The sequence below is a fragment of the Burkholderia sp. 22313 genome, from assembly GCF_052045245.1.
Classification (GTDB): domain Bacteria; phylum Pseudomonadota; class Gammaproteobacteria; order Burkholderiales; family Burkholderiaceae; genus Burkholderia.
In genome coordinates, this window is sequence record NZ_JBQEON010000015.1 from 1 (window position 1) to 21,698 (window position 21,698).

Here is a 21,698-nt window from a genome sequence, read left to right on the forward strand (position 1 = left end):
CGCCGCACGCCCATCGCCTTCAGCGTGTCGGCGATCGCGGCGACCGCGCCCGGAATGCCGGCTTCGCCGAAGTGGCCGATGCAGCCGACGCGGAACGTATCGACTTCGGTCAGCTTGCCCGGATACAGAATGTAGCCGCGCTTTTTGACCTCCTGGTAAAACCGCTTGAAGTCGTAGTTCGGATCGTCCGGCGCATGGAACGTGACGATGATCGGCGCCTGGATCGCCGGATCGAGGAACGGCCGGAAGCCGAGCGCGCGCATCCCGTCGATCAGCGCGCGCGTGTTGCGCTGGTAGCGGCCGCCGCGCGCGGCGAGCCCGCCTTCCTCGACGTATTGCGCGACGGCCGCGTCGAGCGCCGCGACCACGTGCGTCGGCGGCGTGAAGCGCCATTGCGTCGTGCGCTGCATGTAGACCCACTGGTCGTACAGGTCCATCGCGAGCGAGTGGCTGTTGCCTTCGCAGCGCTCGAGCGTCGTGCGCTTCGCGATCACGAAGCCGAGCCCCGGCACGCCTTCGAGGCACTTGCCGGACGCCGCGATCACCGCGTCGAACGGCGTCGTGCGCGCGTCGATGTCGATCGCGCCGAACGAGCTCATCGCGTCGACGATCAGCCCGCGGCCGTGCTTCGCGACGACCTGCGCGATGTCGTGCAGCGGGTTCAGCACGCCGGCGCCGGTTTCGCAGTGCACGAGCGCGACGTGCGTGATGGTCGGATCGGCCGCGAGCGCGCGCTCGACGTCGGCCGGATCGACGCGGCGCTCCTCGCTGTAGTCGATCGTCGTGAGCTTGCGGCCGAGCACGCGGCAGATCTTCGCGAGGCGCGCGCAATACGCGCCGTTGTTCGGCACGAGCACGTGGCCGTCGCGCGGCACGAGCGTGCCGATCGCCGCCTCGACCGAGAACGTGCCGCTGCCCTGCAACGGCACGCATTCGTGCGTGCCTTCGCCGTGCACGATCTGCAGCAGCCGTTCGCGCAGCCGCGCGGTGATCGCGTTGAAATCGCCGTCCCACGAACCCCAGTCGCGCAGCATCGCGTCGCGCGTGCGGTCGGAGGTGGTCAGCGGGCCCGGGGTGAGCAGGATGGGCTGGGTGGCGAGCGTCATGGTGTCTCCTTGGTGAAGTCGGGACGTCACGTGAATACGGCTAAGGGATCAACGGCGATGCGGGGTGCGCCAGGCTTGCGTGCGGCGCAACAGGCGGTGCGAGATGCAGGCGAACAGCACGCAGGCGAACGACGAGGTCGCGAGCACGAGCGTCGCCATCGCCGCGGCCGGGCCCATCTGGCCCGCATCGTCGAGGTTCAGGATCGCGACCGACGCGGGCTGCGTGTCCGGTGAGTACAGGAACGCGACGGCCGAGACCGTCGTCATCCCGTTGACGAACAGGTAGCGCGCGATCAGCAGGATCGCGGGCAGGCACACGGGCACGGTCACGCGCAGGAAGGTCTTGTAGAACGGCACCTTCAGCGACGCCGACACCGCCTCGAACTCGCTGTCGATCTGCCGCAGCGCGGTGACGGCGGTCAGGTGGCTCGACGCGTAGTAGTGGACGACCGTGACGATCGCGAGCAGCCACAGCGATCCGTACAGCCCGTTCAGCGGATTGCCCGGAGCATTGAACAGGAAGATGTAGCTGATGCCGAGCACGAGGCCCGGCACGCCCATCGGCAGAATCGCGCACAGGCTGATGAAGCCGCGCAGCCAGCGTGCGCCGCGGGTCTTCTCGATCAGGTAGGCGCCGCCGAACACGACGACCGTGCCGCCGAGTGCAACCGTCGCGGCCATCCGCAGGCTGTTCTTGTACGCATCGAAGATGCCGGCGCCGATCAGCCCCATCTTGTAGTGCTGCAGCCCGAGGGTCATCTGGTACGGCCAGAATTTCACGAACGACGCGAACACCGAGATGCCGACCACCGCGATGAAGAATGCGCACACCAAGGCGCAGTACGCGAGCATCGCGAAGTCGAAGCCGCGCGACGGCTTCGGCTGGTACGGCGTCGAGCGTGCGCCGAGCTGCGACTGCTGGCGGCGGCGGATGAAGAAGTCGACGCCGAACGCGACGAGCGCCGGGCACAGCAGCATCAGGCTCACGACCGCGCTGCGGTTGAAGTCCTGCAGCCCGATGATCAGCTTGTAGATGTCGGTCGACAGCACGTTGTACGAGCCGCCGATCACCACCGGCACGCCGAAGTCGTTGATGCACATCGTGAACGCCACCATCGTCGCGCTGATCAGCCCGTACTTCGCGCCGGGCAGCGTGATCGTGAAGAACTTGCGCGTGACGCTCGTGCCCATCGCATCGGCGGCTTCGTAGAGGCGGCCGTCCGCGAGCGACAGCGCGGTGACGAGGATCATCAGCACGTGCGGGAACGATGCGTACACCATGCTCGCGACGATTCCCGGCAGCCCGTAGATCGAGTGGCCGTGCAGCAGCGGCTTGAGCAGCCCCGCGTTGCCGAACCAGTAGATGAACGATACGGCTGACAGCAGCGTCGGCGCGAGCAGCGGCAGCAGCGCGATCGTGCGCGCGGCGTTCTTCAGCGGCATGCACGAGCGCGTCAGTGCATACGCGAAGGTGAACGCCATCGGCACGACGATCGACGTGACGAGCGCGCCGACGGTCAGCGAATGCAGCATCGAGCGCAGCACGCCGCTGTCCTCGAGATACTCGACGAAGTTGTGCGCGCCGACGAAACGGCCGTCCGCGTCGACGAAGCATTTCTGCACGACGAGCGCGAGCGGCAGCAGCAGGAACAGCGACATCAGCGCGGCCATCGCGACGAGCGCGAGCTGCGCGATGCGGTCGTGCCAGTGCGTGATCTGCCGCACGTCGGCGGGGGTGGCCGCACCGCGGCGGCGTTCGGTGAGGACGGTGCTCATTGCAGTCGCTCCTTCGCGCTCGGGAACACGCGGACATGCTCGCGATCGAGCGCGAGGTCGATGCGTGCGCCGGCCTGCATGCCGGCGCGGTCGACGTCGTGATACGACAGGTCGGCGACGATCTCCTGGCCGTCGAGCCCGTCGATCCGGAAGCTCACCCGGCAGAACGCACCGAGGAACTCGAGCTTCTCGACGCGGCCGGCCAGCACGTTGTCGGCGGTTTCGCCCGGAATGCGGATGCGCAGGTCCTCGGGTCGCACGTAGACCGACACGGCCGCGCCCTGGGCTGGCCGGGTGGCGCCGTGGCGACAGTCGAAGCCGACGGCGCCCGCGCGCAGCGTGCCATCCTGGCCGACTTCGGCGGGGATCATGTTGACGCGGCCGATGAAGTCCGCGACGAACGGCGACGCGGGCTGCCGATAGATTTCGAGCGGCGTGCCGATCTGCTCGATCACGCCGTGGTTCATCACGACGATCCGGTCGGCCATCGACAGCGCTTCTTCCTGATCGTGCGTGACCATGATCGTCGTCACGCCGAGTTCCTGCTGCAGCGCGCGGATTTCCTGGCGCAGCCGCACGCGCACGCGCGCATCGAGCGCCGACAGCGGCTCGTCGAGCAGCAGCAGGCCGGGCGACGTCGCCAGTGCGCGCGCCAGCGCGATGCGCTGCTGCTGGCCGCCGGACAACTGGCCCGGATGCTTGCGATGGCTGTCGGGCAGGCCGACCAGCGCGAGCAACGTATGCACGCGTTCGTGGATCGCGTCGCGCTTCATCCGGCGGTTCACGAGCCCGTACGCGACGTTGTCGAAGACGGTGAGGTTCGGAAACAGTGCGTACGACTGGAACACGATGCCGTAGTCGCGCAGTTGCGGCGGCAGCCGCGAGATGTCGCGGCCGTCCTGCATGATGTGGCCGGCGTTTTGCGCCTCGAGCCCTGCGATGATCCGCAGCAGCGTGGTTTTCCCGCAGCCGGATGGCCCCAGGAAGCAGATCATCTCGCCCTTCATCACGCTCAGGTTGATGTCGGTGAGAACCTGTGTGTCGTTGTACCGCTTTTCGATGCGTTCTACGCTCAGATAGGGTGCCATGCACGCCTCCACGCTGCGGGCGGCCCGGACGCGGGCCGGATACGACGATGGGAAGGGAGGCGGGGCGGCGCGTGGCGCGACCCCGCTGCCTGGTGCGGCGTTACTGCCGCGTCATTGCTGCGTTTTCGCCCCGTAGCGCTTTTGCCAGTTATCGAGGATCGACTGGCGGTTCTTCGCGGACCACACGAAGTCGTTCTTCACGAGCAGGTCCGAGTAGTTGTCCGGGATGCCGGTCAGCTTGCGCGCGACGCCCGGGTACGCGACGATCGCCCACCAGCGCGCGGTGATCTCGTTCGCGTCCTTGCTCGCCATGAAGTCCGCGAGCTTCTTCGCGGCGTCGGGTTGCTTGGTCGTCTTCATGATCGCCGTGCCTTCCATGTCCCAGCCGAGGCCTTCCTTCGGGAACACCAGGTCGATCGGCGCGCCCTGCGCCTGCAGTTCGTGGCCGCGGAACTCGAACGAGATGCCGATCGGGAATTCGCCGGTGCCGGCGAGCGTGCACGGCTTCGAGCCCGAGTGCACGTACTGCGCGACGTTCTTGTCGAGCGCGTCCATGAATTTCCACCCCTTGTCGTCGCCGAAGGTCTGCAGCCACGCGGTCACGTCGAGGTAGCCGGTGCCCGACGAGACCGGGCTCGGCATCACGATCGCGCCCTTGTAGACCGGCTTCGTCAGGTCTTCCCACGAGGTCGGTTTCGGGATGTTCTTCGCCTGCGCGGCGACGCGGTTGTAGCAGATCGTCGCGCCCCACACGTCCATGCCGACCCAGTGCGGCGGCGTGTTCGCATCGCTGTACTTGCGCGTGAGCTGGTCGAAGCCCTTCGGCGAATACGGCATCAGCATTCCCTGCAGGTCGAGCAGCGTGAGGCTCGACGCGGCGAGGCCGAGCACGACGTCCGCGCGCGGGTTGTTCTTCTCCGCGAGCAGCTTCGCGGTGACGGAGCCGGTCGAGTCGCGCACCCAGCGGATCTCGACGTCGGGGTTCGCCTTCTCGAACGCGTCCTTGTAGGGCTTCATCGCCTCGTCTTCCAGCGCGGTGTAGACGAGCAGCGACGTCTTCGCGTGCGCCGCCTGCGCGGCGCCGAGCGCCACCGCGGCGGCCAGCGCGACACGGGCCGCGCCCGTTGCCCATCCATTGAAACGCTTGTGTACCGGCACTTGGTTCATCTTCAGACCCCTTGACTGTGGCGCCGCGGCACGCGGCGAATGAGTGGAGACCAGCCCTCTTTGTACTGCCTCGTGCTTCCGTATTTTGCTTTCTGTTCTCTGCATGTTGTTGACAATCTACAAATCATCAATTTTAATGTCAAGCATGGAAAACACCTCCTCGGCGCGGCGCGGGCGCCGATAGCTCAACCCCCTTCGAACCGAAAGGACTGAACGTCATGACTGAAACGCCTGTATCCGTGGAAGTGAACGGCCGTCGCTACAACTGGATGAGCCGTCCCGTGGTGGTCGTCTGTGTCGACGGCTGCGCCTATGAATATCTCGAGATGGCGGCCGAGGCCGGCGTCGCGCCGTTCCTGCGCACGCTGCTGAAGCCGGGCACGGCGCTCAAGGGCGAATGCGTGGTGCCGAGCTTCACGAACCCGAACAACCTGTCGATTGTTACCGGCGTGCCGCCGGCCATCCACGGGATAAGCGGCAACTACTTCTACGATCGCGACACCGGCGCCGAGGTGCTGATGAACGATCCGAAGTACCTCGTCGCACCCACCGTGCTCGCGACCTTCGCGGAGCAGGGCGCGCGCGTCGCGGTCGTCACCGCGAAGGACAAGCTGCGCCGCCTGCTCGGCAAGGGGCTCAAGGGCATCTGCTTCTCGTCGGAGAAGGCCGATGAAGCCAGCCTCGCCGAGAACGGCATCGACAACGTGCTCGAGCTGGTCGGCAAGCCGGTGCCGAGCGTGTACAGCGCGGACCTGTCGGAGTTCGTGTTCGCGGCCGGCGTGCGCCTGCTCGAGACCCGCCCGATCGACCTGATGTACCTGTCGACGACCGACTACGTGCAGCACAAGTGCGCGCCCGGCACCGATGGGGCGAACGCGTTCTACCAGATGATGGACACGTACCTGAAGCGGCTCGACGAACTCGGCGCGATCGTCGCGATCACGGCCGACCACGGGATGAACGCGAAGCACGACGGCGAGACCGGCGAGCCGAACGTGATCTACCTGCAGGAACTGTTCGACGAGTGGCTCGGCCACGATGCGGCGCGCGTGATCCTGCCGATCACCGACCCGTACGTCGTGCACCACGGCGCGCTCGGCTCGTTCGCGACCGTCTACGTGCCGGACGGCGCGGACACCGACGCGCTGCGCGCGCGGCTTGCCGCGGTCGACGGCATCGAGGTCGTGCTGAACGGCGCCGAAGGCTGCGCGCGCTTCGAGCTGCCGCCCGACCGGATGGGCGACCTGATCGTGATCTCGAAGCAGGACGTCGTGCTCGGCACGCGCCGCATCAAGCACGACCTGTCGGGCCTCGACGTGCCGCTGCGCTCGCACGGCGGGATCTCCGAGCAGATCGTGCCGCTGATCTTCAGCAAGCCGGTCGCGAGTGCCGTCACGGGCCGCGCGCGGCTGCGCAACTTCGACATCATCGACATCGCGCTCAACCATCTGCAGTGACGCGGACGCATCCGCCAGGAGACACTCATGAACGCCATTGCAGCATCGACGGAGGTCCGCGGGCTTCATCGTGAAGCACTGCGAATCGATGGTGAGAAGATTTACCGCGACGCGGTGATCGAGGTGCGCAACCCGTACGACGGGTCGCTCGTCGGGACCGTGCCGAAGGCGACGCTCGACGACGTGCGGCGCGCGTTTGCGGTCGCGCGTGCGTACCGGCCGTCGCTCACGCGCCACGAGCGCGCGGCGATCCTGCGCCGTGCAGCCGACATCGTGCGTGCGCGCACCGCCGAGATCGCGGCGCTGATCACGGCCGAGGCCGGGTTGTGCATCAAGGATTCGACGTACGAAGCCGGGCGCGTCGCCGACGTGCTCACGTTCGGCGCGGGCGAAGTGCTGAAGGACGACGGCCAGATCTTCTCGTGCGATCTGACGCCGCATGGCAAGAAGCGCCGCGTGTACACGCAGCGCGAGCCGCTGCTCGGCGTGATTTCCGCGATCACGCCGTTCAATCATCCGATGAACCAGGTCGCGCACAAGGTCGTGCCGTCGGTCGCGACCAACAACCGGATCGTCGTGAAGCCGTCGGAGAAGGTGCCGCTGTCGTGCTACCTGTTCGCGGACATCCTGTATGAAGCCGGCCTGCCGCCGCAGATGCTGCAGGTGATCACCGGCGATCCGAAGGACATCGCGGACGAGCTCATCACGAACCCGGCGATCGACCTGATCACGTTCACCGGTGGCGTGTCGATCGGCAAGTCGATCGCGTCGCGGATGGGCTACCGGCGCGCCGTGCTCGAGCTCGGCGGCAACGATCCGATCATCGTGATGGAAGATGCCGATCTCGACGAAGCGAGCACGCTTGCCGTGTCGGGCTCCTACAAGAACTCGGGGCAGCGCTGCACCGCGATCAAGCGGATGCTCGTGCACGAGGCGGTGGCCGATCGCTTCACCGAGCTGGTCGTCGAGAAGACCCGCGCGTGGGCCTACGGGAACCCGGCCGATCCGTCGGTCGACATGGGCACGGTGATCGACGAAGCGGCCGCGAAGTTCTGCGAGCAGCAGGTGAACGACGCGATTGCGCGCGGCGCGCGGCTGCTGGTCGGCAACGTGCGCGACGGGGCGTTGTATTCGCCGACCGTCATCGATCGCGTGACGCCCGACATGCCGCTCGTGAAGTACGAGACGTTCGGGCCCGTGTCGCCGATCATGCGCTTTCGCGACATCGACGAGGCGATCCGGATGTCGAACAGCACCGACTATGCGTTGTCGTCGTCGGTCTGCACGAACCGCTTCGACAGCATCACGCGCTTCATCACCGAGCTCGAGGTGGGCAGCGTGAACGTGCGCGAGGTGCCGGGCTACCGGCTCGAACTGACACCGTTCGGCGGGGTGAAGGATTCGGGCCTCGGCTACAAGGAAGGCGTGCAGGAGGCGATGAAGAGCTTCACGAATACGAAGACCTATTCGCTGCCCTGGTAAGCCGTACGGTGCCATGCGCCCGCGCGGGTGCGCCTACCGGTCGAGCACGGCGGCGACGTTCGCTTCCGGCGCATCTTCCTGGACCAGGTGACCCGCGCGCGGCACCCTGATCGGCTTGCCGTTCGCGAGGCGCTCGGGCGCAGCACATTCGACGCGGACGATGGCCGCTTCACATGGCGGTCCGATGCGCGCGCCGCGTCGCGCGCGTCATTCAGCGAGGTCGTGCGGCCGATGCTCGGGCCACAGGGCCCCGGCGACGAACAATCCCGCGACGAGGAAGGGCGCACCGATCGTGAACAGGATCGCCGTGAGCCCCCACCTGTCCCAGAACTGGTCGATGACCGCGCGTTCGGGGGTGACGGGGTCGTACAGCACGTTGACGATCTCGCCTTCGTACAGCCCGGGATGCGATGAAGCCGAGCCTTGCGCGAACGTGATCGGGCGGCCGCTGTCTGTCGTGAATGCGACGATCGCCGAATAGCGCGGCGTGCGGGTGCGCGGCGAGTGCGCGTTTTCGGCGATCTCGACGACATGGCCGGTCGAGTGCGCGTAATGCCGGGCGATCTGCCACTGGCGCAGCCCGGCCGCGCCGGCGCCGGCGAGGAAGCCGGTGCCGATCGCGATCGGGATCAGCACCATCGCGATATTCAAGCGGCGCCGGGTTGTCTTGCCGGCGGCCGGTGCGGAATGCGTGCCGACTGGCTGGCTGCGGCGCTCGTTTGCGACCAGCAGGCCGCCGATCGCAAGTGACGCGACCGCGAGCAATGCCGGCACCGCGACGGGAAGCCAGCGTTGCGCGAAATCGTCGATCAGTGCGGGACGGCCCGGAAGGTCCGGGTCGACGAGGACATCGACGCTTTCGCCGATGTCGTATGCCGGAACCATCGACGCGGTATTGCCGGCGACTTCGCGGCGCCGGCCATCGTTCGCGAGGTAGGCGACGATCGGGCGGTAAGCGTGCATCGCGTCGCTGTCCTGCACGATGCGCACGACCGTGCCCGGCGCGCGAACCAGATGCCCGGCCGTGCCGGTCGCGGTGAAGGTGAGCACGGTGGCGACCACGAGCAGCGCAACGCCGAGCGTGAATGCGACGAGCGCGTCCCTACGCAGCATGACCGGATCCGCTGGGCGCGTCGTGCGATGGGTTCGGGTGCGATCGGGTGGATGGCGCGACTCGACGTGCGCGCCGATATCGGCGTGACCATGCCCTCTGAATGGTCGCGTCTCGCTCACATGATTCCATGTCTGACGTCCCATGCTCTCTCAGTGTCGGCGGCGATTCGGCGATCGCCGTGCCGGTTGTGTGATATTTGTCGGACGATTCTAGCGGAAAGCGCATCGACGAGGCATCAATGTGATGGCCTGTCGCGAGAGGGGGAGAAGCCGGGCGGCGCCGGAAAAGGAAAAAGGCCGGTCAGCTTGCGCTGACCGGCCTTTGGAATTCCTGGTGGGGCGTGAGTGACTCGAACACTCGACCTACGGATTAAGAGTCCGCTGCTCTACCAACTGAGCTAACGCCCCCAACAGAAGAAAGATTATGCATGGGTATTTCGACCTTGGCAAGCCTTTTCTCGAAATTTCCTCAAAATATTTCGTCTCGACAACGGCGGCTGTCGGCGCGGTAACGAGCGATCGCAGTTGGCCCGCTCCCGGTATGATGACGTCCACCTGTTGCGCGACGGTCGCGCAACGCTCTCAGGGCATTCGAAGATGGACGAAAACGCAGTCCGCGAATTGCTGGATCGCCTGCTGGCCCCGTGGGTCCGCTCGCTCGGTCTGGTCCCCGTATCGATCGGCGATGACAGCGTCACGATGCGCCTGCCGTTTTCCGGCGAATTCCGTCACTCGGGCGGCGTCATCTGCGGCCAGGTGTTCACGGCTGCCGCCGACACCGCGATGGTGATCGCGATCTCGGCCGCGCTCGGCGAGTTCCGGCCGATGACGACCGTGTCGCTGAACACGAACTTCATGCGCCCGGTGCGCAAAGGCGACGTGCTCGTCACCGCGCGCGTGCTGCGGATGGGCCGCAACCTGGTGTTCGGCGAAGTCGAGCTGTTCGACGAGGACGGCAAGATGGCCGTGCACGCGACGTCGACCTACGCGCTCGTCAGCTGAGCGGCGCGATGTTCGACCAGATCGTGTTCGCGGGCGGCGGCAATCGCTGCTGGTGGCAGGCCGGCTTTTGGGACGTCGCGCGGCCGGCGCTCGAGTTGCGTCCGCGCGTGATCGCGGGCATCTCGGCCGGCGCGGCGACCGCCTGCATGCTGTATACGCGCGATGCCGCATGGGTGATGCGCTATTACGAGGAGGCGCTGCGCCACAACCGCAAGAACGCGTACTGGGGCAACCTGTTCGGGCGTGAGCCCGTGTTTCCGCATTACCGGATCTACCGTCAGGCGCTGCTCGACATCTACGGCGAGCCGTTTCGGCAACTCGCCGACGCACCGGAGATCCGCATCGGCCTGTCGCACGTGCCGCGCTGGCTCGGCGCGCGCAGCGCGGTCGCCGCGGGCCTCATCGCGTACAACATCGAAAAGTACCTGCGCAAGACGCTGCATCCGACGCTCGGGCGCACGCTCGGCTTCCGGCCCGAGTTCGTGCGCGCGCAGTCCTGCACGAGTGTGGACGCACTCGCCGACCTGATCCTGCAGTCGTCGTGCACGCCGCCGTTTACGCCGGTGCTGCGCCGCGACGGCCGGCCGGTGCTCGACGGCGGAATGGTCGACAACGTGCCGGTCGGTGCGCTCGACGCGTCGCCGGGCGACGTGCTGGTGCTCGTCACGCGGCGGTATCCGCGCCCGCAGATGTTCACGGTCGCGCACGGCGACCAGCGGCGGCTCTACGTGCAACCGTCGAGCAAGGTGCCGATTTCGAGCTGGGATTACACGAGCCCGTCGCAGATGCGGCATGCGTACGATCTCGGGCGGCGCGACGGCGAGCATTTCCTCACGCGCGTCGACGCGATGACAGGCAGTCGCGTGGCCGCCTGAAGAAGGGAAGGCGGGAAGCCGGCAGCAGGGCCGTGCGGCGAGCGCGGCCCCGCCTATTCATCAGCGCACGCGGCGCGGCGTCAGCGCTTCCGGATTGGCGACGCTCGACATGTCGCCGTCGTCGAACGCGAGGATGTTCCGGAACGCGGCGCTGAAATAAAGCTCGTAGCTTTCGCGCTCGACGTAGCCGATGTGCGGCGTGCAGATCACGTTTTCCATCCGCAGCAGGCTGTAGCCCTGCAGGATCGGCTCGCTCTCGAATACGTCGATCACGACCATGCCCGGGCGGTTGTGCGACAGCGCGTTGACGAGCGCGTTTTCCTCGAGCAGCTCCGCGCGGCTCGTGTTGACGAGCAGCGACGTCGGCTTCATCCGCATCAGGTCTTCCTGCTTGACGATCCCGCGCGTGTCGTCGTGCATGCGCAGGTGCAGCGACAGCACGTCGCTCTGCTCGAACAGCGCTTCGCGGCTCTCGGCGGCCGTGTAGCCGTCGGCGCGCGCGGCTTCGAGCGAGTGCTCGCGGCCCCAGATCAGCACGTTCATCCCGAACGCCTTGCCGTAGCCGGCGACCAGCCGGCCGATCTTCCCGTAGCCCCAGATGCCGAGCGTCTGGCCGCGCAGCACCTGGCCGAGGCCGAAGTTCGGCGGCAACGCCGACGTCTTCAGGCCCGACTGCTGCCACGCACCCTGCTTCAGGTTCGCGACGTATTGCGGAATGCGGCGCTGGGCGGCCATCACGAGCGCCCAGGTCAACTCGGCCGGCGCGACCGGCGAACCCGTGCCTTCGAGCACCGCGATGCCGCGGTCGGTACAGGCTTCGAGGTCGATGTGGCTCGAGATGCGGCCGGTCTGGCTGATCATGCGCAGATTCGGCAGCTTGGCGAGCAGTTGCGACGAAATCGGCGTGCGCTCGCGAATCAGCACGAGCGCCTCGACTTCCGCCAGACGGCTCGCGAGCTGGCCCAGGCCGCGCACCGTGTTGTTGAAGACCTTCACGTCGTGCTCGGCAAGCATCTCGAAGCAGTTCAGCTTGCGGACGGCGTCCTGGTAGTCGTCGAGGATGGCAATTTTCATGGTCAGCGGGAGTCGCGCGTTGAAAGCGGCAGTGGCGGCGGCGCACGTCGCGCACCCGTCCCGCCCGGCCGGGGCCGACATGATGCTACGTCGGCGCCCGCCGTGGGGTCTTTTTAACAGGTTGTTACGCTCCGCCGCAATCGGCGGCGGCCTGATCCCGGGCGCCTTCCGCGTGGTGCGGCGGGGTGCGCTGCTGTGTCGCATCAAATACGTCCTTCCTGATTCGGACGTATACCGGACGAGGTTCACCCAATTGTTGCTTCAATCAGAATAATTGGATCATCCGTTCGCAATAGGTGAGGATTTTTGACTATTTTTATCGCTATCCGGCACCTTGTTGAGCAACTCTGCATCATTTCCGCTGTCGTAGGAGAATTACGCATTTGCATCATCTTTTTGAAGTTGTAACAGCGGCAGGAGTCGTTTATGGATCATTTGCAGTCGATGCGCGTGTTCGTCAAGGTTGCGGATCTCGGCAGTTTCGCGCGGGCCGCGAGTGCAATGGATATCTCCAACGCGGTCGCGACGCGTCACGTCGCCGATCTCGAAGGCCGGCTCGGCACGCGGTTGCTGAACCGCACCACGCGCAGCCTTTCGCTGACGGAGTCGGGCCAGGTCTATCTGGAGCGGGCGCGCCAGATTCTCGATGAGCTCGAGGATGTCGAACAGATGGTCGTCGCGCGCAATCACGAGCCGGTCGGCACGTTGCGCATCGTCGCGCCGGTCGTGTTCGGCCTGCACAACCTCGCCCCCGTCCTGCAGTCGTACACGGAGAATTTCCCGAAAGTGGTGCCGGATCTGACGCTGGTCGACCGCCAGGTCGATCTCGTCGAGGAAGGTTTCGACGTCGGCATCGTCGTCACGCGCCAGATGCGCAGCGCGAGCATCGTCACGCGTCGGCTGACCACCGGCTGCATGACCGTGTGCGCGACGCCGAGCTATCTGGAAAAGCACGGCGTGCCGACCCACCCGGAGCAGCTCGCCGAACACCCGGCGCTGAGCCTGCCGACCGAATACTGGGGCGACGAGCGCGTGTTCACGGGGCCGGACGGCGAAGTGCGCGTGCGCCCGACCAACCTGATCGTCGCGAACAACACCGCGATGCTGCGCCAGTTCGCGCTGCTCGGCATGGGCATCGCGATCCTGCCGAGCTACCTGATCGGCAGCGATATCGCGCGCGGCGCGCTGGTGCGGCTGCTGCCGGATTTCCGGCTGCCGCAAGTCGAGATCAACATTGCGTATCCGAGCCGGCGCCATCTGCCCGCGAAGGTGCGCACGTTCATCGATCACCTCGTCGAGTATTTCAGCCACTCGACCGATGCGATGATGGGCGAGCAATGGGCCGCGCAGGGTGCGACGCCTGCTCCGATCGGTGTGGAGATGCGCGCCGAGCCGTCGGAGTCGACCGACCCGAACCTGCAGCCGCGCGTGGCGCGCTCGCCGCGCGCGCGCGTCGCGGTGCCGTCGCCGCTGTAACGCCGCGGCGCTCGCGCACCGATTGCGCCGGCACCCATAAAAAACGCGGATCGAGCGATCGATCCGCGTTTTTTATTGCCGTTGGCCGGCGTGCGACGCGCCGGGGAGGCCCCGGCGGCCGGCTGTCACGAACCCGTCTTGCGCGCCGTCGTCTTGCGGGCGGCGGTCTTGCGCGCCGGTGCCGGTTTCTCGTCGACGCCCTCCGTCACGGTTTCGGCATCCTTCGTCGCCGATTTTGCCGTCTTCTTCGCGGCAGCAGCCTTCGGTTCCTTCTTCTCGAACTCGAAACCGATCTTGCCGTCCGGCTGCTTCACGAGGAACGCCTTGAAGTTGCGGCCCGTACGCGACGATTTGAAGTTCGGCAGCAGATCCGTGCGGCCGTCGGCAAGCAGCTTGGCCATCTGCTCGCGCGTGATTTCCTGTTGCAGGATCACCTTGCCCGAACGGAAGTCGCAGGTCTTCGGATTCGCGACCGAGTGCTCGCACACATAGCTCATCCCGTGCTCGAACACGCGGCCCTTGCACTTCGGGCACGCACCGACCGGTTCCTGCGCGGAGAAGTCGGGCGCTTCGCCTTCCTCGCCGCCCTGGTCCTGGCCGAAGTCGAACTCGAGCTTGTAGTTCTTCGTTTCGTCGTCGAACGAGAGCTTGAGGATCGCCGAGAACGGACGGCCCATCTTGCTGCGGAAACCGGACAACGGGCCGATGGTTTTCTCCCGCAGCAGTTCCTCGACTTCCGCGATCTCGAATTGCCGGCTGCCCGGAATCTTCGAGATCGAGAACTCGCACTTCGTGCACGCGAAGCGGCGGTAGTTTTCCTTCACCTGGCCGCCGCAGTTCGGGCACGGCGTCTCGAGCGTCGCGTAATCGCCGGGGATCGTGTCGGAATCGTATTCCTTCGCGCGCTTGACGATCTGCTGCGTCATGCGGGCGATTTCCTGCATGAACGCATCGCGCCCGAGGTTGCCGCGCTCCATCTGCGACAGCTTGTATTCCCATTCGCCGGTGAGCTCGGGCGCGGTCAGTTCCTTCACGCCGAGCCCGCGCAACAGCGTCATCAGCTGGAATGCCTTCGCGGTCGGGATCAGTTCGCGGCCTTCGCGCACGAGATACTTCTCGCCGAGCAGGCCTTCGATGATCGCCGCGCGCGTCGCCGGCGTGCCGAGGCCCTTCGCGGCCATCGCCTCGCGCAGCTCGTCGTCCTCGACGAGCTTGCCCGCGCCTTCCATCGCGGACAGCAGCGTGGCTTCCGAGTAGCGTGCGGGCGGTTTCGTCACGAGCGCGACGGCGGCGATCTCGTCCGTCTTCACCTTCTCGTCCTTCTGCACCGGCACGAGGTTCGCGTCCGCGCCTTCGGCGTCGCGGCCGTACACCTGCAGCCAGCCCGGCTCGACCAGCACCTTGCCTTCGGTCTTGAAGTGATGGCCGGCGACCTCGGTGATCCGCGTCGTGACGCGGAATTCGGCGGCAGGGAAGAACACCGCGAGGAAGCGCTTCACGACCATGTCGTACAGCTTCTGCTCCGGCTCGGACAGCGACTTCGGCGCCTGCAGCGTCGGGATGATTGCAAAGTGGTCGCTGATTTTCGAGTTGTCGAAGATCCGCTTGTTCGGCTTCACCCAGCCCTTGTCGAGCACCTGCTTCGCGTGCGGCAGGTAGTTGTTGCTCTCCTTGAGCATCTCGAGCGTGGACTGCACGGTCGAGAGGTAGTCTTCCGGCAGCGCGCGCGCGTCGGTACGCGGGTACGTCAGCACCTTGTGCTTTTCATACAGCGCCTGCGCGAGACCGAGCGTGTTCTTCGCGGAGAAGCCGAAGCGGCTGTTCGCCTCGCGCTGCAGGCTTGTCAGGTCGAACAGCAGCGGCGACAGCTGGGTCGACGGTTTCGATTCCTCGGACACCGTGCCGACCTGGTCGCGGCAAGCGGCGACGATGGTTTCGGCGGCGGGCAGGCTCCACAGGCGGGAGTCGCGCTTTTCCGGATCGAATTCGTCCCGCTTGAATTTCGGGTCGTACCACTTGCCTTCGTAGAAGCCGCCGGCGCACGCGAACTCGGCCTTCACTTCCCAGTAGTCACGCGGGATGAAACGGCGGATTTTCTCTTCACGTTCGACGACGATCGACAACGTTGGCGTCTGAACCCGGCCGACGGTCGTCAGGAAGAAGCCGCCGCCCTTGCTGTTGAACGCGGTCATCGCGCGCGTGCCGTTGATCCCGACGAGCCAGTCGGCTTCCGAGCGGCAACGTGCGGCGTCGGCGAGCGGTTGCATGTCCGTGTCGCTGCGCAGGTTCGCGAAACCGTCGCGGATTGCCTGCGGCGTCATCGATTGCAGCCACAGGCGCTGGACCGGCTGCTTCGCCTTCGCGTGCTGCGCGATCAGGCGGAAAATCAGCTCGCCCTCGCGCCCCGCGTCACATGCGTTGATCAGGCGATCGACGTCCTTGCGCTTCATCAGCTTGGTAAGGACCTTCAGCCGCGATTCGCTTTTTGCGATCGGGTTCAGGTCGAAATGCGGGGGGATGACGGGCAGATGGGCGAAGCTCCATTTCCCGCGCTTGACCTCGTACTCTTCCGGGGCGGCGATTTCCAGCAGGTGGCCGACCGCGGACGACAGGACGAATTCGTCGCTCTCGTAGTATTCGTCATGCTTGGTAAAGCCGCCCAAAGCGCGCGCGATGTCGTTCGCGACAGAAGGCTTTTCCGCAATGATCAGTGCTTTGGACATGACAGGTGTGTGTTGGTAGACCGGGTTCGCCGGCGTGGGTCCCTTTTACGACGGCTTTATAGCACACGCTGCGGCGACGGCGGCGCGGCGTGTAAAAAGCGGCCCATCATAGAGGGGGGGCGCAACGGCGGCAAGCGCCCGGCGCGACGGCACGCGCCACGGCGCGAAAAGCCCGCCGGCCGGTGCGCGGATTACGCCTCGACGTTCAGGATGTTGCGCAATTTCGGTGCGTGCGGCGAGCCCGGCACCGCGCTCAGGTCGGACAGCATCCGTTCGACGATGGCCGCGTGCGGCAGCACCGTGCCGAAGAAGCGGGCGGTGTTCGCATCCTCGATCAGGATCGTCGGGAAATTCTCGACGTCGAGGTCGTCGAGCCGATCCGCATGGGTTTCGATGTCGATCCACGCGAAGCAGGCATCGGGATGGGCGTCGGCGAGCTGGTCGAAGGCTGTCCGGTAGTCGCGGCAGGTGCCGCACCAGTCGGCGCACAGGCACGCGACCAGCAATGTGCCGGGATCGGCGAGGCGCTCGGCGATCCGATCGGCATCGGTGTCGAGATTCAGCGCGGGCATGGAATTCCTTGGGTAGCGTCGGCGGCACGGCCGCTCCTATGCGGGGGAATGTAGCACGCCGGACGCGGGCGGGGTGGGCGCCGCGTCAAGCCGCGCGAACCGGCCGCCGGGCACGCTCGCGACGCGGCCGGCGAGTTCCAGCGCGAGCAGCGCGCGATGCAGTACCTCGTCGGACAGGCCGCTGCGCTCGGCGAGCCACTCGTAAGTAACGGGGCCGTATCCCAATGCGACGAGCACGGACCGCTCGGCCGGGTCATCGGGTGGCCGACGTTCGATTCCGGCCGATGCGAAGGCCGATGCGGCAGCATCGGCCTTCGCGACGTGCTCGCCCGTACACTGGCCAGCGGAACCGGCTTGATCGCCGTTATCGGGGCGCGATCCTGGATGGGCCGTGCCGCCGGTTGCGCGATCGGCGGGGTCGCTCAATCCGTATTCCTCGAGCACGTCGAGCGGTGTCGCGGTGAGTTTCGCGCCGTCGCGGATCAGCGCATGGCAGCCTTGCGCGAGCGGCGCGTGGATCGAGCCCGGCATCGCGAATACGTCGCGGCCCAGCTCGTTCGCGAGCCGCGCGGTAATCAGCGAGCCGGAGCGCGGCGCGGCTTCGACCACCAGCGTGCCGACCGCGAGCGCGGCGATCAGCCGGTTGCGCTGCGGGAAATGCGACGCCCGTGCGGGCGTGCCGAGCGGCCATTCCGACACGATCGCGCCGCGCGCGGCGATCTCGTGGGCCAGCGTGCGGTGCCGTGCCGGATAGACAAGATCGGCGCCTGTCGCGATCACCGCGATGGTGCTGGCGCGGCCGTCGAGCCCGCCGCGATGCGCGGCGCCGTCGATGCCGAGCGCGAGACCGGAGACGATCGCGAGCCCGGCATCGGACAGCGCATGCGCGAAGCGCGTGGCGTCGGCGAGCCCTTGCGGCGTCGCGTGGCGGCTGCCCACGACTGCGAGCCCGCGCGCGTGCAGCAGGTCGAGTCTGCCCTTTACATATAGCAGCGGCGGCGGATCGTGCAGATCGCGCAGCCGCGGCGGATAGACGGGATCGTTGAGCGCGACGATCGCGTTGCCCGGCGCATCGAGCCACGCGAGCGCGGCGTCGGTGCGCGCGTCGAGGTCGTCCCGTTCGCTGGCGCGTATCGCCCGCGCGGCGGCCGCGCTGCTCGCCGCGCCGATCGCCTGATCGGACGCGCGCAGCAGCGCGGCCGGCGAGCCGAATGCATCGAGCAGCACGCGCAGCACCGCGGGTGTGAGGCCCGGCACATGCGCGAGTTGCAGCCACGCGCGCAGCGCGGAGGTGGTCAGCGCTTGTGGCGACATGAGGCTCCCCTCGAACGCGACCGCCAGCGGACAGCGTGGCGCCATGATAAAATTTTCATCATCCGAAATACTCGACAGGGCCGCGCGCCAAGGCGTCCGGCCAATTGCAGGGGCATGACGGGCGGCGTTGCATGCCGTGCGTCCGCCTCATCTTCATTGCATCCCGGCAGTGGCGCCAGCCGGCCGGATGGCAGATGCGGCACGCCGCTCCACCGAACACCATGGCTTTGCTCAACATTCTTCATTACCCCGACAAGCGGCTGCACAAGGTCGCCAAGCCCGTCGACAAGGTCGACGACCGGATCCGCAAGCTCGTCGCCGATATGGCCGAAACCATGTACGCCGCGCCGGGTATCGGCCTTGCGGCGACGCAGGTCGACGTGCACGAGCGCGTGATCGTGATCGACATCTCCGAGGAGAAGAACGAGCTGCGCGCGTTCATCAACCCCGAGATCGTCTGGTCGAGCGACGCGAAGCAGGTCTACGAGGAGGGCTGCCTGTCGGTGCCCGGGATCTACGACGAAGTCGAGCGCCCCGACCACGTGCGCGTGCGTGCGCTCAACGAGCAGGGCGAGACCTTCGAGCTCGACTGCGAGGGCCTGCTGGCCGTGTGCGTGCAGCACGAGATGGATCATCTGATGGGGCGCGTGTTCGTCGAATACCTGTCGCCGCTGAAGCAGACCCGCATCAAGACGAAGATGAAGAAACTCGAACGCGCGATGTAACGCGCGTTCGCCAAGCTCCCCGAACGCTGTCATGACCCATACGTTGCGCGTGATTTTTGCCGGCACGCCGGAATTCGCCGCGGCCGCACTCGCCGCGATCCACGAGGCCGGTTTTCCGGTGCCGCTCGTGCTCACCCAGCCCGATCGCCCCGCCGGGCGCGGGATGAAACTGCAGGCGAGCGCCGTGAAACGCTATGCCGTCGACCACGGGATGCCCGTCGCGCAGCCGCCGTCGCTGCGCCGCGCGGGCAAGTACCCGGCAGAGGCGGCCGACGCGATCGAGCTGCTGCGCACGACCCCGCACGACGTGATGGTGGTCGCCGCATACGGCCTGCTGCTGCCTCAGGAAGTGCTCGACATTCCACGCGCCGGCTGCATCAACATCCACGCCTCGTTGCTGCCGCGCTGGCGCGGCGCTGCGCCGATCCACCGCGCGATCGAGGCCGGCGACGCCGAGACGGGCGTCACGCTGATGCAGATGGACGTCGGCCTCGACACCGGCGCGATGATCGAAGCGGCGCGCCTCGCGATCGCGCCCGACGATACGACCGCGACGCTGCACGACCGGCTGGCCGCCGACGGCGCACGGCTGATCGTCGACGCGCTCGTGCGGCTCGAGCGCGACGGCTCGCTGCCGGCCACGCCGCAGCCGGCCGACGGCGTGACTTATGCGGAAAAGATCGGCAAGCACGAAGCGGCGCTCGACTGGCGCAAGCCGGCCGACATGCTCGCGCGCCAGGTGCGCGCGTTCGATCCGTTCCCGGGCGGTGTGGCGACGCTCGACGGTGCGGCCATCAAGCTGTGGGCAGCCGAGCCCGTGGCGGCACGCGGCGACGCCGCGCCCGGCACGATCGTCGAGGTCGCGCCCGAAGGGGTGGTCGTCGCATGCGGCAGCGGCGCGCTGCGCGTCACGCAACTGCAGAAACCGGGCGGCAAGCGGCTGCCGGCGCGCGAATTCCTGGCCGGCTCGCCGCTCGCCGCGGGCCAGCGCTTCGCGTTGTCCGACGGCGCTTGAGCATCATTCGATACGGTATCCCGGCCGCGCGCAATCGGCCGGATGGCCGAGTCGCGCGGCGTGACAGGCGCGCGTAGAATTTCCCTGCGCGTTTCGGTTTTCGAGGTCCCCATGCTTGGCATCACCCATTTTGGCTTCTTCGTGCTCGCGGTTTTTCTGCTGAACGTCACGCCCGGCCCCGATACGGCGTACATCGTCGGCCGCAGCGTCGCGCAGGGCCGCGGAGCGGGGCTGATGTCGGCGCTCGGCATCTCGACCGGTTGCTGCGTGCACGCGCTCGCGTGCGCATTCGGCCTGACCGCGCTGCTGGCGGCGTCGGCCGCCGCGTTCACAGTGATCAAGCTGGTCGGTGCCGCGTACCTGATCTACCTCGGCGTACGCATGATCCTCACGAAGCAGGCCGCCGCGCCTGCGGACGCCGACACGACGCAGGCCACGGCCGCGAAGCCGCTGCGCCGGCTGTTCCTGCAGGGCTTCTGGACCAACGTGCTGAATCCGAAGGTCGTGCTGTTCTTCGTGTCGTTCTTCCCGCAGTTCGTGTCGGCGGACAGCCCGCACAAGGCGCTGGCGTTCCTGGCCCTCGGTTCGGTGTTCGTCGTGATGAGCACGATCTGGACCTGTATCGTCGCTTGGGTCGCGGGCAGCGTCACGCAGCGCTTTTCCGGCAAGCCGGGCGTCAAGAAATGGCTCGACCGCACGGTCGGCAGCGCGTTTGTCGGGCTTGGGCTGCGGCTCGCGGCCGCGCAACGCTGAAATTGAATTTTTCCGGCAAGCCCTTATCTAACAAATCGCTTACAATTTTCCGCCGAGCACCGTGAGGTGCGGCGGGTTCCCTGACGGATAAGGAGTGGGTATGTTCAATTGGGTCAAAACGGCGACGTTGATGGCCGCGATCACGGCCCTGTTCATCGTGATCGGCGGCATGATCGGCGGCTCGCGCGGCATGACGATCGCGCTGCTGTTCGCGCTCGGCATGAATTTCTTTTCGTACTGGTTCTCCGACAAGATGGTGCTGCGCATGTACAACGCGCAGGAAGTCGACGAGAACACCGCGCCGCAGTTCTACCGGATGGTGCGCGAGCTCGCCACGCGTGCAAACCTGCCGATGCCGCGTGTCTACCTGATCAACGAGGATGCGCCGAACGCGTTCGCCACGGGCCGCAACCCCGAGCACGCGGCGGTCGCCGCGACGACGGGCATCCTGCGCGTGCTGTCCGAGCGCGAGATGCGCGGCGTGATGGCGCACGAGCTTGCGCACGTGAAGCACCGCGACATCCTGATCTCGACGATCACCGCGACGATGGCGGGCGCGATCTCGGCGCTCGCCAACTTCGCGATGTTCTTCGGCGGTCGCGACGAAAACGGTCGTCCGGCCAACCCGATCGCCGGGATTGCGGTCGCGCTGCTCGCGCCGATCGCCGGCGCGCTGATCCAGATGGCGATCTCGCGGGCGCGCGAGTTCGAGGCCGACCGCGGCGGCGCGCAGATCTCCGGCGATCCGCAGTCGCTCGCCACCGCGCTCGACAAGATCCATCGCTATGCGGCCGGCATCCCGTTCCAGGCGGCCGAAGCGCATCCGGCCACCGCACAGATGATGATCATGAATCCGCTGCACGGCGGCGGCCTGCAGAACCTGTTCTCCACGCACCCGGCGACCGAGGAGCGCATCGCGCGCCTGATGGAGATGGCGCGCACCGGCCGCTTCGATTGATCCCCGGCTTATCGCGCGGCGG

The 21,698-nt window shown here is 66.9% G+C and carries 18 protein-coding genes, 1 tRNA gene and 1 pseudogene; 9 read left to right on the forward strand and 11 right to left on the reverse strand.

The features are described 5' to 3' along the window. From ACTJKF_RS14330 to ACTJKF_RS14345, 4 genes are all read right to left on the reverse strand, one after another. Positions 1–1,106, reverse strand: a 1,106-nt coding sequence (locus tag ACTJKF_RS14330) for a 2-aminoethylphosphonate--pyruvate transaminase (RefSeq protein ID WP_440624177.1), incomplete at its 3' end; no start/stop codon positions are given. A gap of 48 nt (positions 1,107–1,154) precedes the next feature. Further along, positions 1,155–2,882, reverse strand: a complete 1,728-nt coding sequence (locus ACTJKF_RS14335; protein WP_440624178.1) for a putative 2-aminoethylphosphonate ABC transporter permease subunit — start codon at positions 2,880–2,882, stop codon at positions 1,155–1,157. Then, complete coding sequence (locus tag ACTJKF_RS14340) at positions 2,879–3,970, reverse strand: putative 2-aminoethylphosphonate ABC transporter ATP-binding protein (protein ID WP_440624179.1); 1,092 nt, start codon at positions 3,968–3,970, stop codon at positions 2,879–2,881. The genes ACTJKF_RS14335 and ACTJKF_RS14340 overlap by 4 nt, the downstream gene beginning before the upstream one ends. 111 nt (positions 3,971–4,081) lie before the next feature. After that, positions 4,082–5,137 carry a putative 2-aminoethylphosphonate ABC transporter substrate-binding protein gene (locus tag ACTJKF_RS14345; protein ID WP_440624180.1) on the reverse strand — a complete coding sequence of 352 codons (1,056 nt, stop codon included), beginning with the start codon at positions 5,135–5,137 and terminating at the stop codon, positions 4,082–4,084. Between the two features lie 218 nt (positions 5,138–5,355). Here ACTJKF_RS14345 and phnA point away from each other — a divergent pair, with 218 nt between their 5' ends. Next, positions 5,356–6,594, forward strand: a complete 1,239-nt coding sequence (gene phnA / locus ACTJKF_RS14350) for a phosphonoacetate hydrolase (RefSeq protein ID WP_440624181.1) — start codon at positions 5,356–5,358, stop codon at positions 6,592–6,594. Between the two features lie 27 nt (positions 6,595–6,621). Then, a complete protein-coding gene (phnY, locus tag ACTJKF_RS14355) occupies positions 6,622–8,076 on the forward strand; it encodes a phosphonoacetaldehyde dehydrogenase (protein ID WP_440624182.1) in 1,455 nt (484 codons plus the stop codon). A gap of 33 nt (positions 8,077–8,109) precedes the next feature. Here phnY and ACTJKF_RS14360 read toward each other — a convergent pair. The 3 genes and pseudogenes from ACTJKF_RS14360 to ACTJKF_RS14370 form a co-directional block, all read right to left on the reverse strand. Beyond that, positions 8,110–8,220, reverse strand: a pseudogene (locus ACTJKF_RS14360) (alpha/beta fold hydrolase); the annotation flags it as partial. Positions 8,221–8,283: 63 nt separating this feature from the next. Next, the gene (locus tag ACTJKF_RS14365; protein WP_440624183.1) at positions 8,284–9,333 is read right to left on the reverse strand and encodes a DUF3592 domain-containing protein; all 1,050 of its coding nucleotides are present in this window, start codon (positions 9,331–9,333) and stop codon (positions 8,284–8,286) included. Positions 9,334–9,521: 188 nt separating this feature from the next. Continuing rightward, a tRNA-Lys gene (locus ACTJKF_RS14370) sits at positions 9,522–9,597 on the reverse strand. Between the two features lie 189 nt (positions 9,598–9,786). Here ACTJKF_RS14370 and ACTJKF_RS14375 point away from each other — a divergent pair. Beyond that, positions 9,787–10,191, forward strand: a complete 405-nt coding sequence (locus tag ACTJKF_RS14375; RefSeq protein ID WP_257773942.1) for a PaaI family thioesterase — start codon at positions 9,787–9,789, stop codon at positions 10,189–10,191. Between the two features lie 8 nt (positions 10,192–10,199). Continuing rightward, positions 10,200–11,066: a patatin-like phospholipase family protein gene (locus ACTJKF_RS14380; protein WP_440624184.1), complete on the forward strand. Its 867-nt coding sequence runs from the start codon at positions 10,200–10,202 to the stop codon at positions 11,064–11,066. 60 nt (positions 11,067–11,126) lie between these two features. Here the strand turns inward: ACTJKF_RS14380 and ACTJKF_RS14385 are convergent, their stop codons facing one another. After that, a complete protein-coding gene (locus ACTJKF_RS14385; protein ID WP_440624186.1) occupies positions 11,127–12,140 on the reverse strand; it encodes a D-2-hydroxyacid dehydrogenase family protein in 1,014 nt (337 codons plus the stop codon). Between the two features lie 426 nt (positions 12,141–12,566). Between ACTJKF_RS14385 and ACTJKF_RS14390 the strand changes: the two genes are divergently transcribed. Beyond that, positions 12,567–13,616: a LysR family transcriptional regulator gene (locus ACTJKF_RS14390; protein WP_440624187.1), complete on the forward strand. Its 1,050-nt coding sequence runs from the start codon at positions 12,567–12,569 to the stop codon at positions 13,614–13,616. Positions 13,617–13,741: 125 nt separating this feature from the next. On the opposite strand, the gene ACTJKF_RS14395 is transcribed toward ACTJKF_RS14390, so the two are convergent. From ACTJKF_RS14395 to dprA, 3 genes are all read right to left on the reverse strand, one after another. Beyond that, positions 13,742–16,339, reverse strand: a complete 2,598-nt coding sequence (locus ACTJKF_RS14395) for a DNA topoisomerase III (protein WP_440624188.1) — start codon at positions 16,337–16,339, stop codon at positions 13,742–13,744. Between the two features lie 191 nt (positions 16,340–16,530). Next, positions 16,531–16,911 carry a thioredoxin family protein gene (locus tag ACTJKF_RS14400; protein ID WP_440624189.1) on the reverse strand — a complete coding sequence of 127 codons (381 nt, stop codon included), beginning with the start codon at positions 16,909–16,911 and terminating at the stop codon, positions 16,531–16,533. 36 nt (positions 16,912–16,947) lie between these two features. Continuing rightward, a complete protein-coding gene (gene dprA / locus ACTJKF_RS14405; protein ID WP_440624190.1) occupies positions 16,948–18,225 on the reverse strand; it encodes a DNA-processing protein DprA in 1,278 nt (425 codons plus the stop codon). A gap of 221 nt (positions 18,226–18,446) precedes the next feature. Between dprA and def the strand changes: the two genes are divergently transcribed. The 4 genes from def to htpX all read left to right on the forward strand — a co-directional run bounded on the left by def (position 18,447) and on the right by htpX (position 21,676). Further along, entirely contained in the window at positions 18,447–18,950 is a 504-nt protein-coding gene (gene def / locus ACTJKF_RS14410) for a peptide deformylase (protein WP_098550271.1), read from the forward strand. A gap of 31 nt (positions 18,951–18,981) precedes the next feature. Beyond that, positions 18,982–19,965: a methionyl-tRNA formyltransferase gene (fmt, locus tag ACTJKF_RS14415; RefSeq protein ID WP_440624191.1), complete on the forward strand. Its 984-nt coding sequence runs from the start codon at positions 18,982–18,984 to the stop codon at positions 19,963–19,965. 111 nt (positions 19,966–20,076) lie between these two features. Then, the gene (locus tag ACTJKF_RS14420) at positions 20,077–20,718 is read left to right on the forward strand and encodes a LysE family translocator (RefSeq protein WP_440624192.1); all 642 of its coding nucleotides are present in this window, start codon (positions 20,077–20,079) and stop codon (positions 20,716–20,718) included. Positions 20,719–20,818: 100 nt separating this feature from the next. Then, positions 20,819–21,676, forward strand: a complete 858-nt coding sequence (gene htpX / locus ACTJKF_RS14425; protein ID WP_048244699.1) for a zinc metalloprotease HtpX — start codon at positions 20,819–20,821, stop codon at positions 21,674–21,676. Positions 21,677–21,698 lie beyond the last annotated feature (22 nt).

What these genes read in the sequence shown, in the direction of transcription:
- ACTJKF_RS14380 (WP_440624184.1), top strand. Translation starts at nt 10,200, where the DNA reads ATGTTCGACCAGATCGTGTTCGCGGGCGGCGGCAATCGCTGCTGGTGG.
- ACTJKF_RS14395 (WP_440624188.1), bottom strand. Translation starts at nt 16,339, where the DNA reads ATGTCCAAAGCACTGATCATTGCGGAAAAGCCTTCTGTCGCGAACGAC.
- phnY (WP_440624182.1), top strand. Translation starts at nt 6,622, where the DNA reads ATGAACGCCATTGCAGCATCGACGGAGGTCCGCGGGCTTCATCGTGAA.
- fmt (WP_440624191.1), top strand. Translation starts at nt 18,982, where the DNA reads ATGACCCATACGTTGCGCGTGATTTTTGCCGGCACGCCGGAATTCGCC.
- phnA (WP_440624181.1), top strand. Translation starts at nt 5,356, where the DNA reads ATGACTGAAACGCCTGTATCCGTGGAAGTGAACGGCCGTCGCTACAAC.
- ACTJKF_RS14345 (WP_440624180.1), bottom strand. Translation starts at nt 5,137, where the DNA reads ATGAACCAAGTGCCGGTACACAAGCGTTTCAATGGATGGGCAACGGGC.
- htpX (WP_048244699.1), top strand. Translation starts at nt 20,819, where the DNA reads ATGTTCAATTGGGTCAAAACGGCGACGTTGATGGCCGCGATCACGGCC.
- dprA (WP_440624190.1), bottom strand. Translation starts at nt 18,225, where the DNA reads ATGTCGCCACAAGCGCTGACCACCTCCGCGCTGCGCGCGTGGCTGCAA.
- def (WP_098550271.1), top strand. Translation starts at nt 18,447, where the DNA reads ATGGCTTTGCTCAACATTCTTCATTACCCCGACAAGCGGCTGCACAAG.
- ACTJKF_RS14365 (WP_440624183.1), bottom strand. Translation starts at nt 9,333, where the DNA reads ATGGGACGTCAGACATGGAATCATGTGAGCGAGACGCGACCATTCAGA.
- ACTJKF_RS14335 (WP_440624178.1), bottom strand. Translation starts at nt 2,882, where the DNA reads ATGAGCACCGTCCTCACCGAACGCCGCCGCGGTGCGGCCACCCCCGCC.
- ACTJKF_RS14340 (WP_440624179.1), bottom strand. Translation starts at nt 3,970, where the DNA reads ATGGCACCCTATCTGAGCGTAGAACGCATCGAAAAGCGGTACAACGAC.
- ACTJKF_RS14400 (WP_440624189.1), bottom strand. Translation starts at nt 16,911, where the DNA reads ATGCCCGCGCTGAATCTCGACACCGATGCCGATCGGATCGCCGAGCGC.
- ACTJKF_RS14420 (WP_440624192.1), top strand. Translation starts at nt 20,077, where the DNA reads ATGCTTGGCATCACCCATTTTGGCTTCTTCGTGCTCGCGGTTTTTCTG.
- ACTJKF_RS14390 (WP_440624187.1), top strand. Translation starts at nt 12,567, where the DNA reads ATGGATCATTTGCAGTCGATGCGCGTGTTCGTCAAGGTTGCGGATCTC.
- ACTJKF_RS14385 (WP_440624186.1), bottom strand. Translation starts at nt 12,140, where the DNA reads ATGAAAATTGCCATCCTCGACGACTACCAGGACGCCGTCCGCAAGCTG.
- ACTJKF_RS14375 (WP_257773942.1), top strand. Translation starts at nt 9,787, where the DNA reads ATGGACGAAAACGCAGTCCGCGAATTGCTGGATCGCCTGCTGGCCCCG.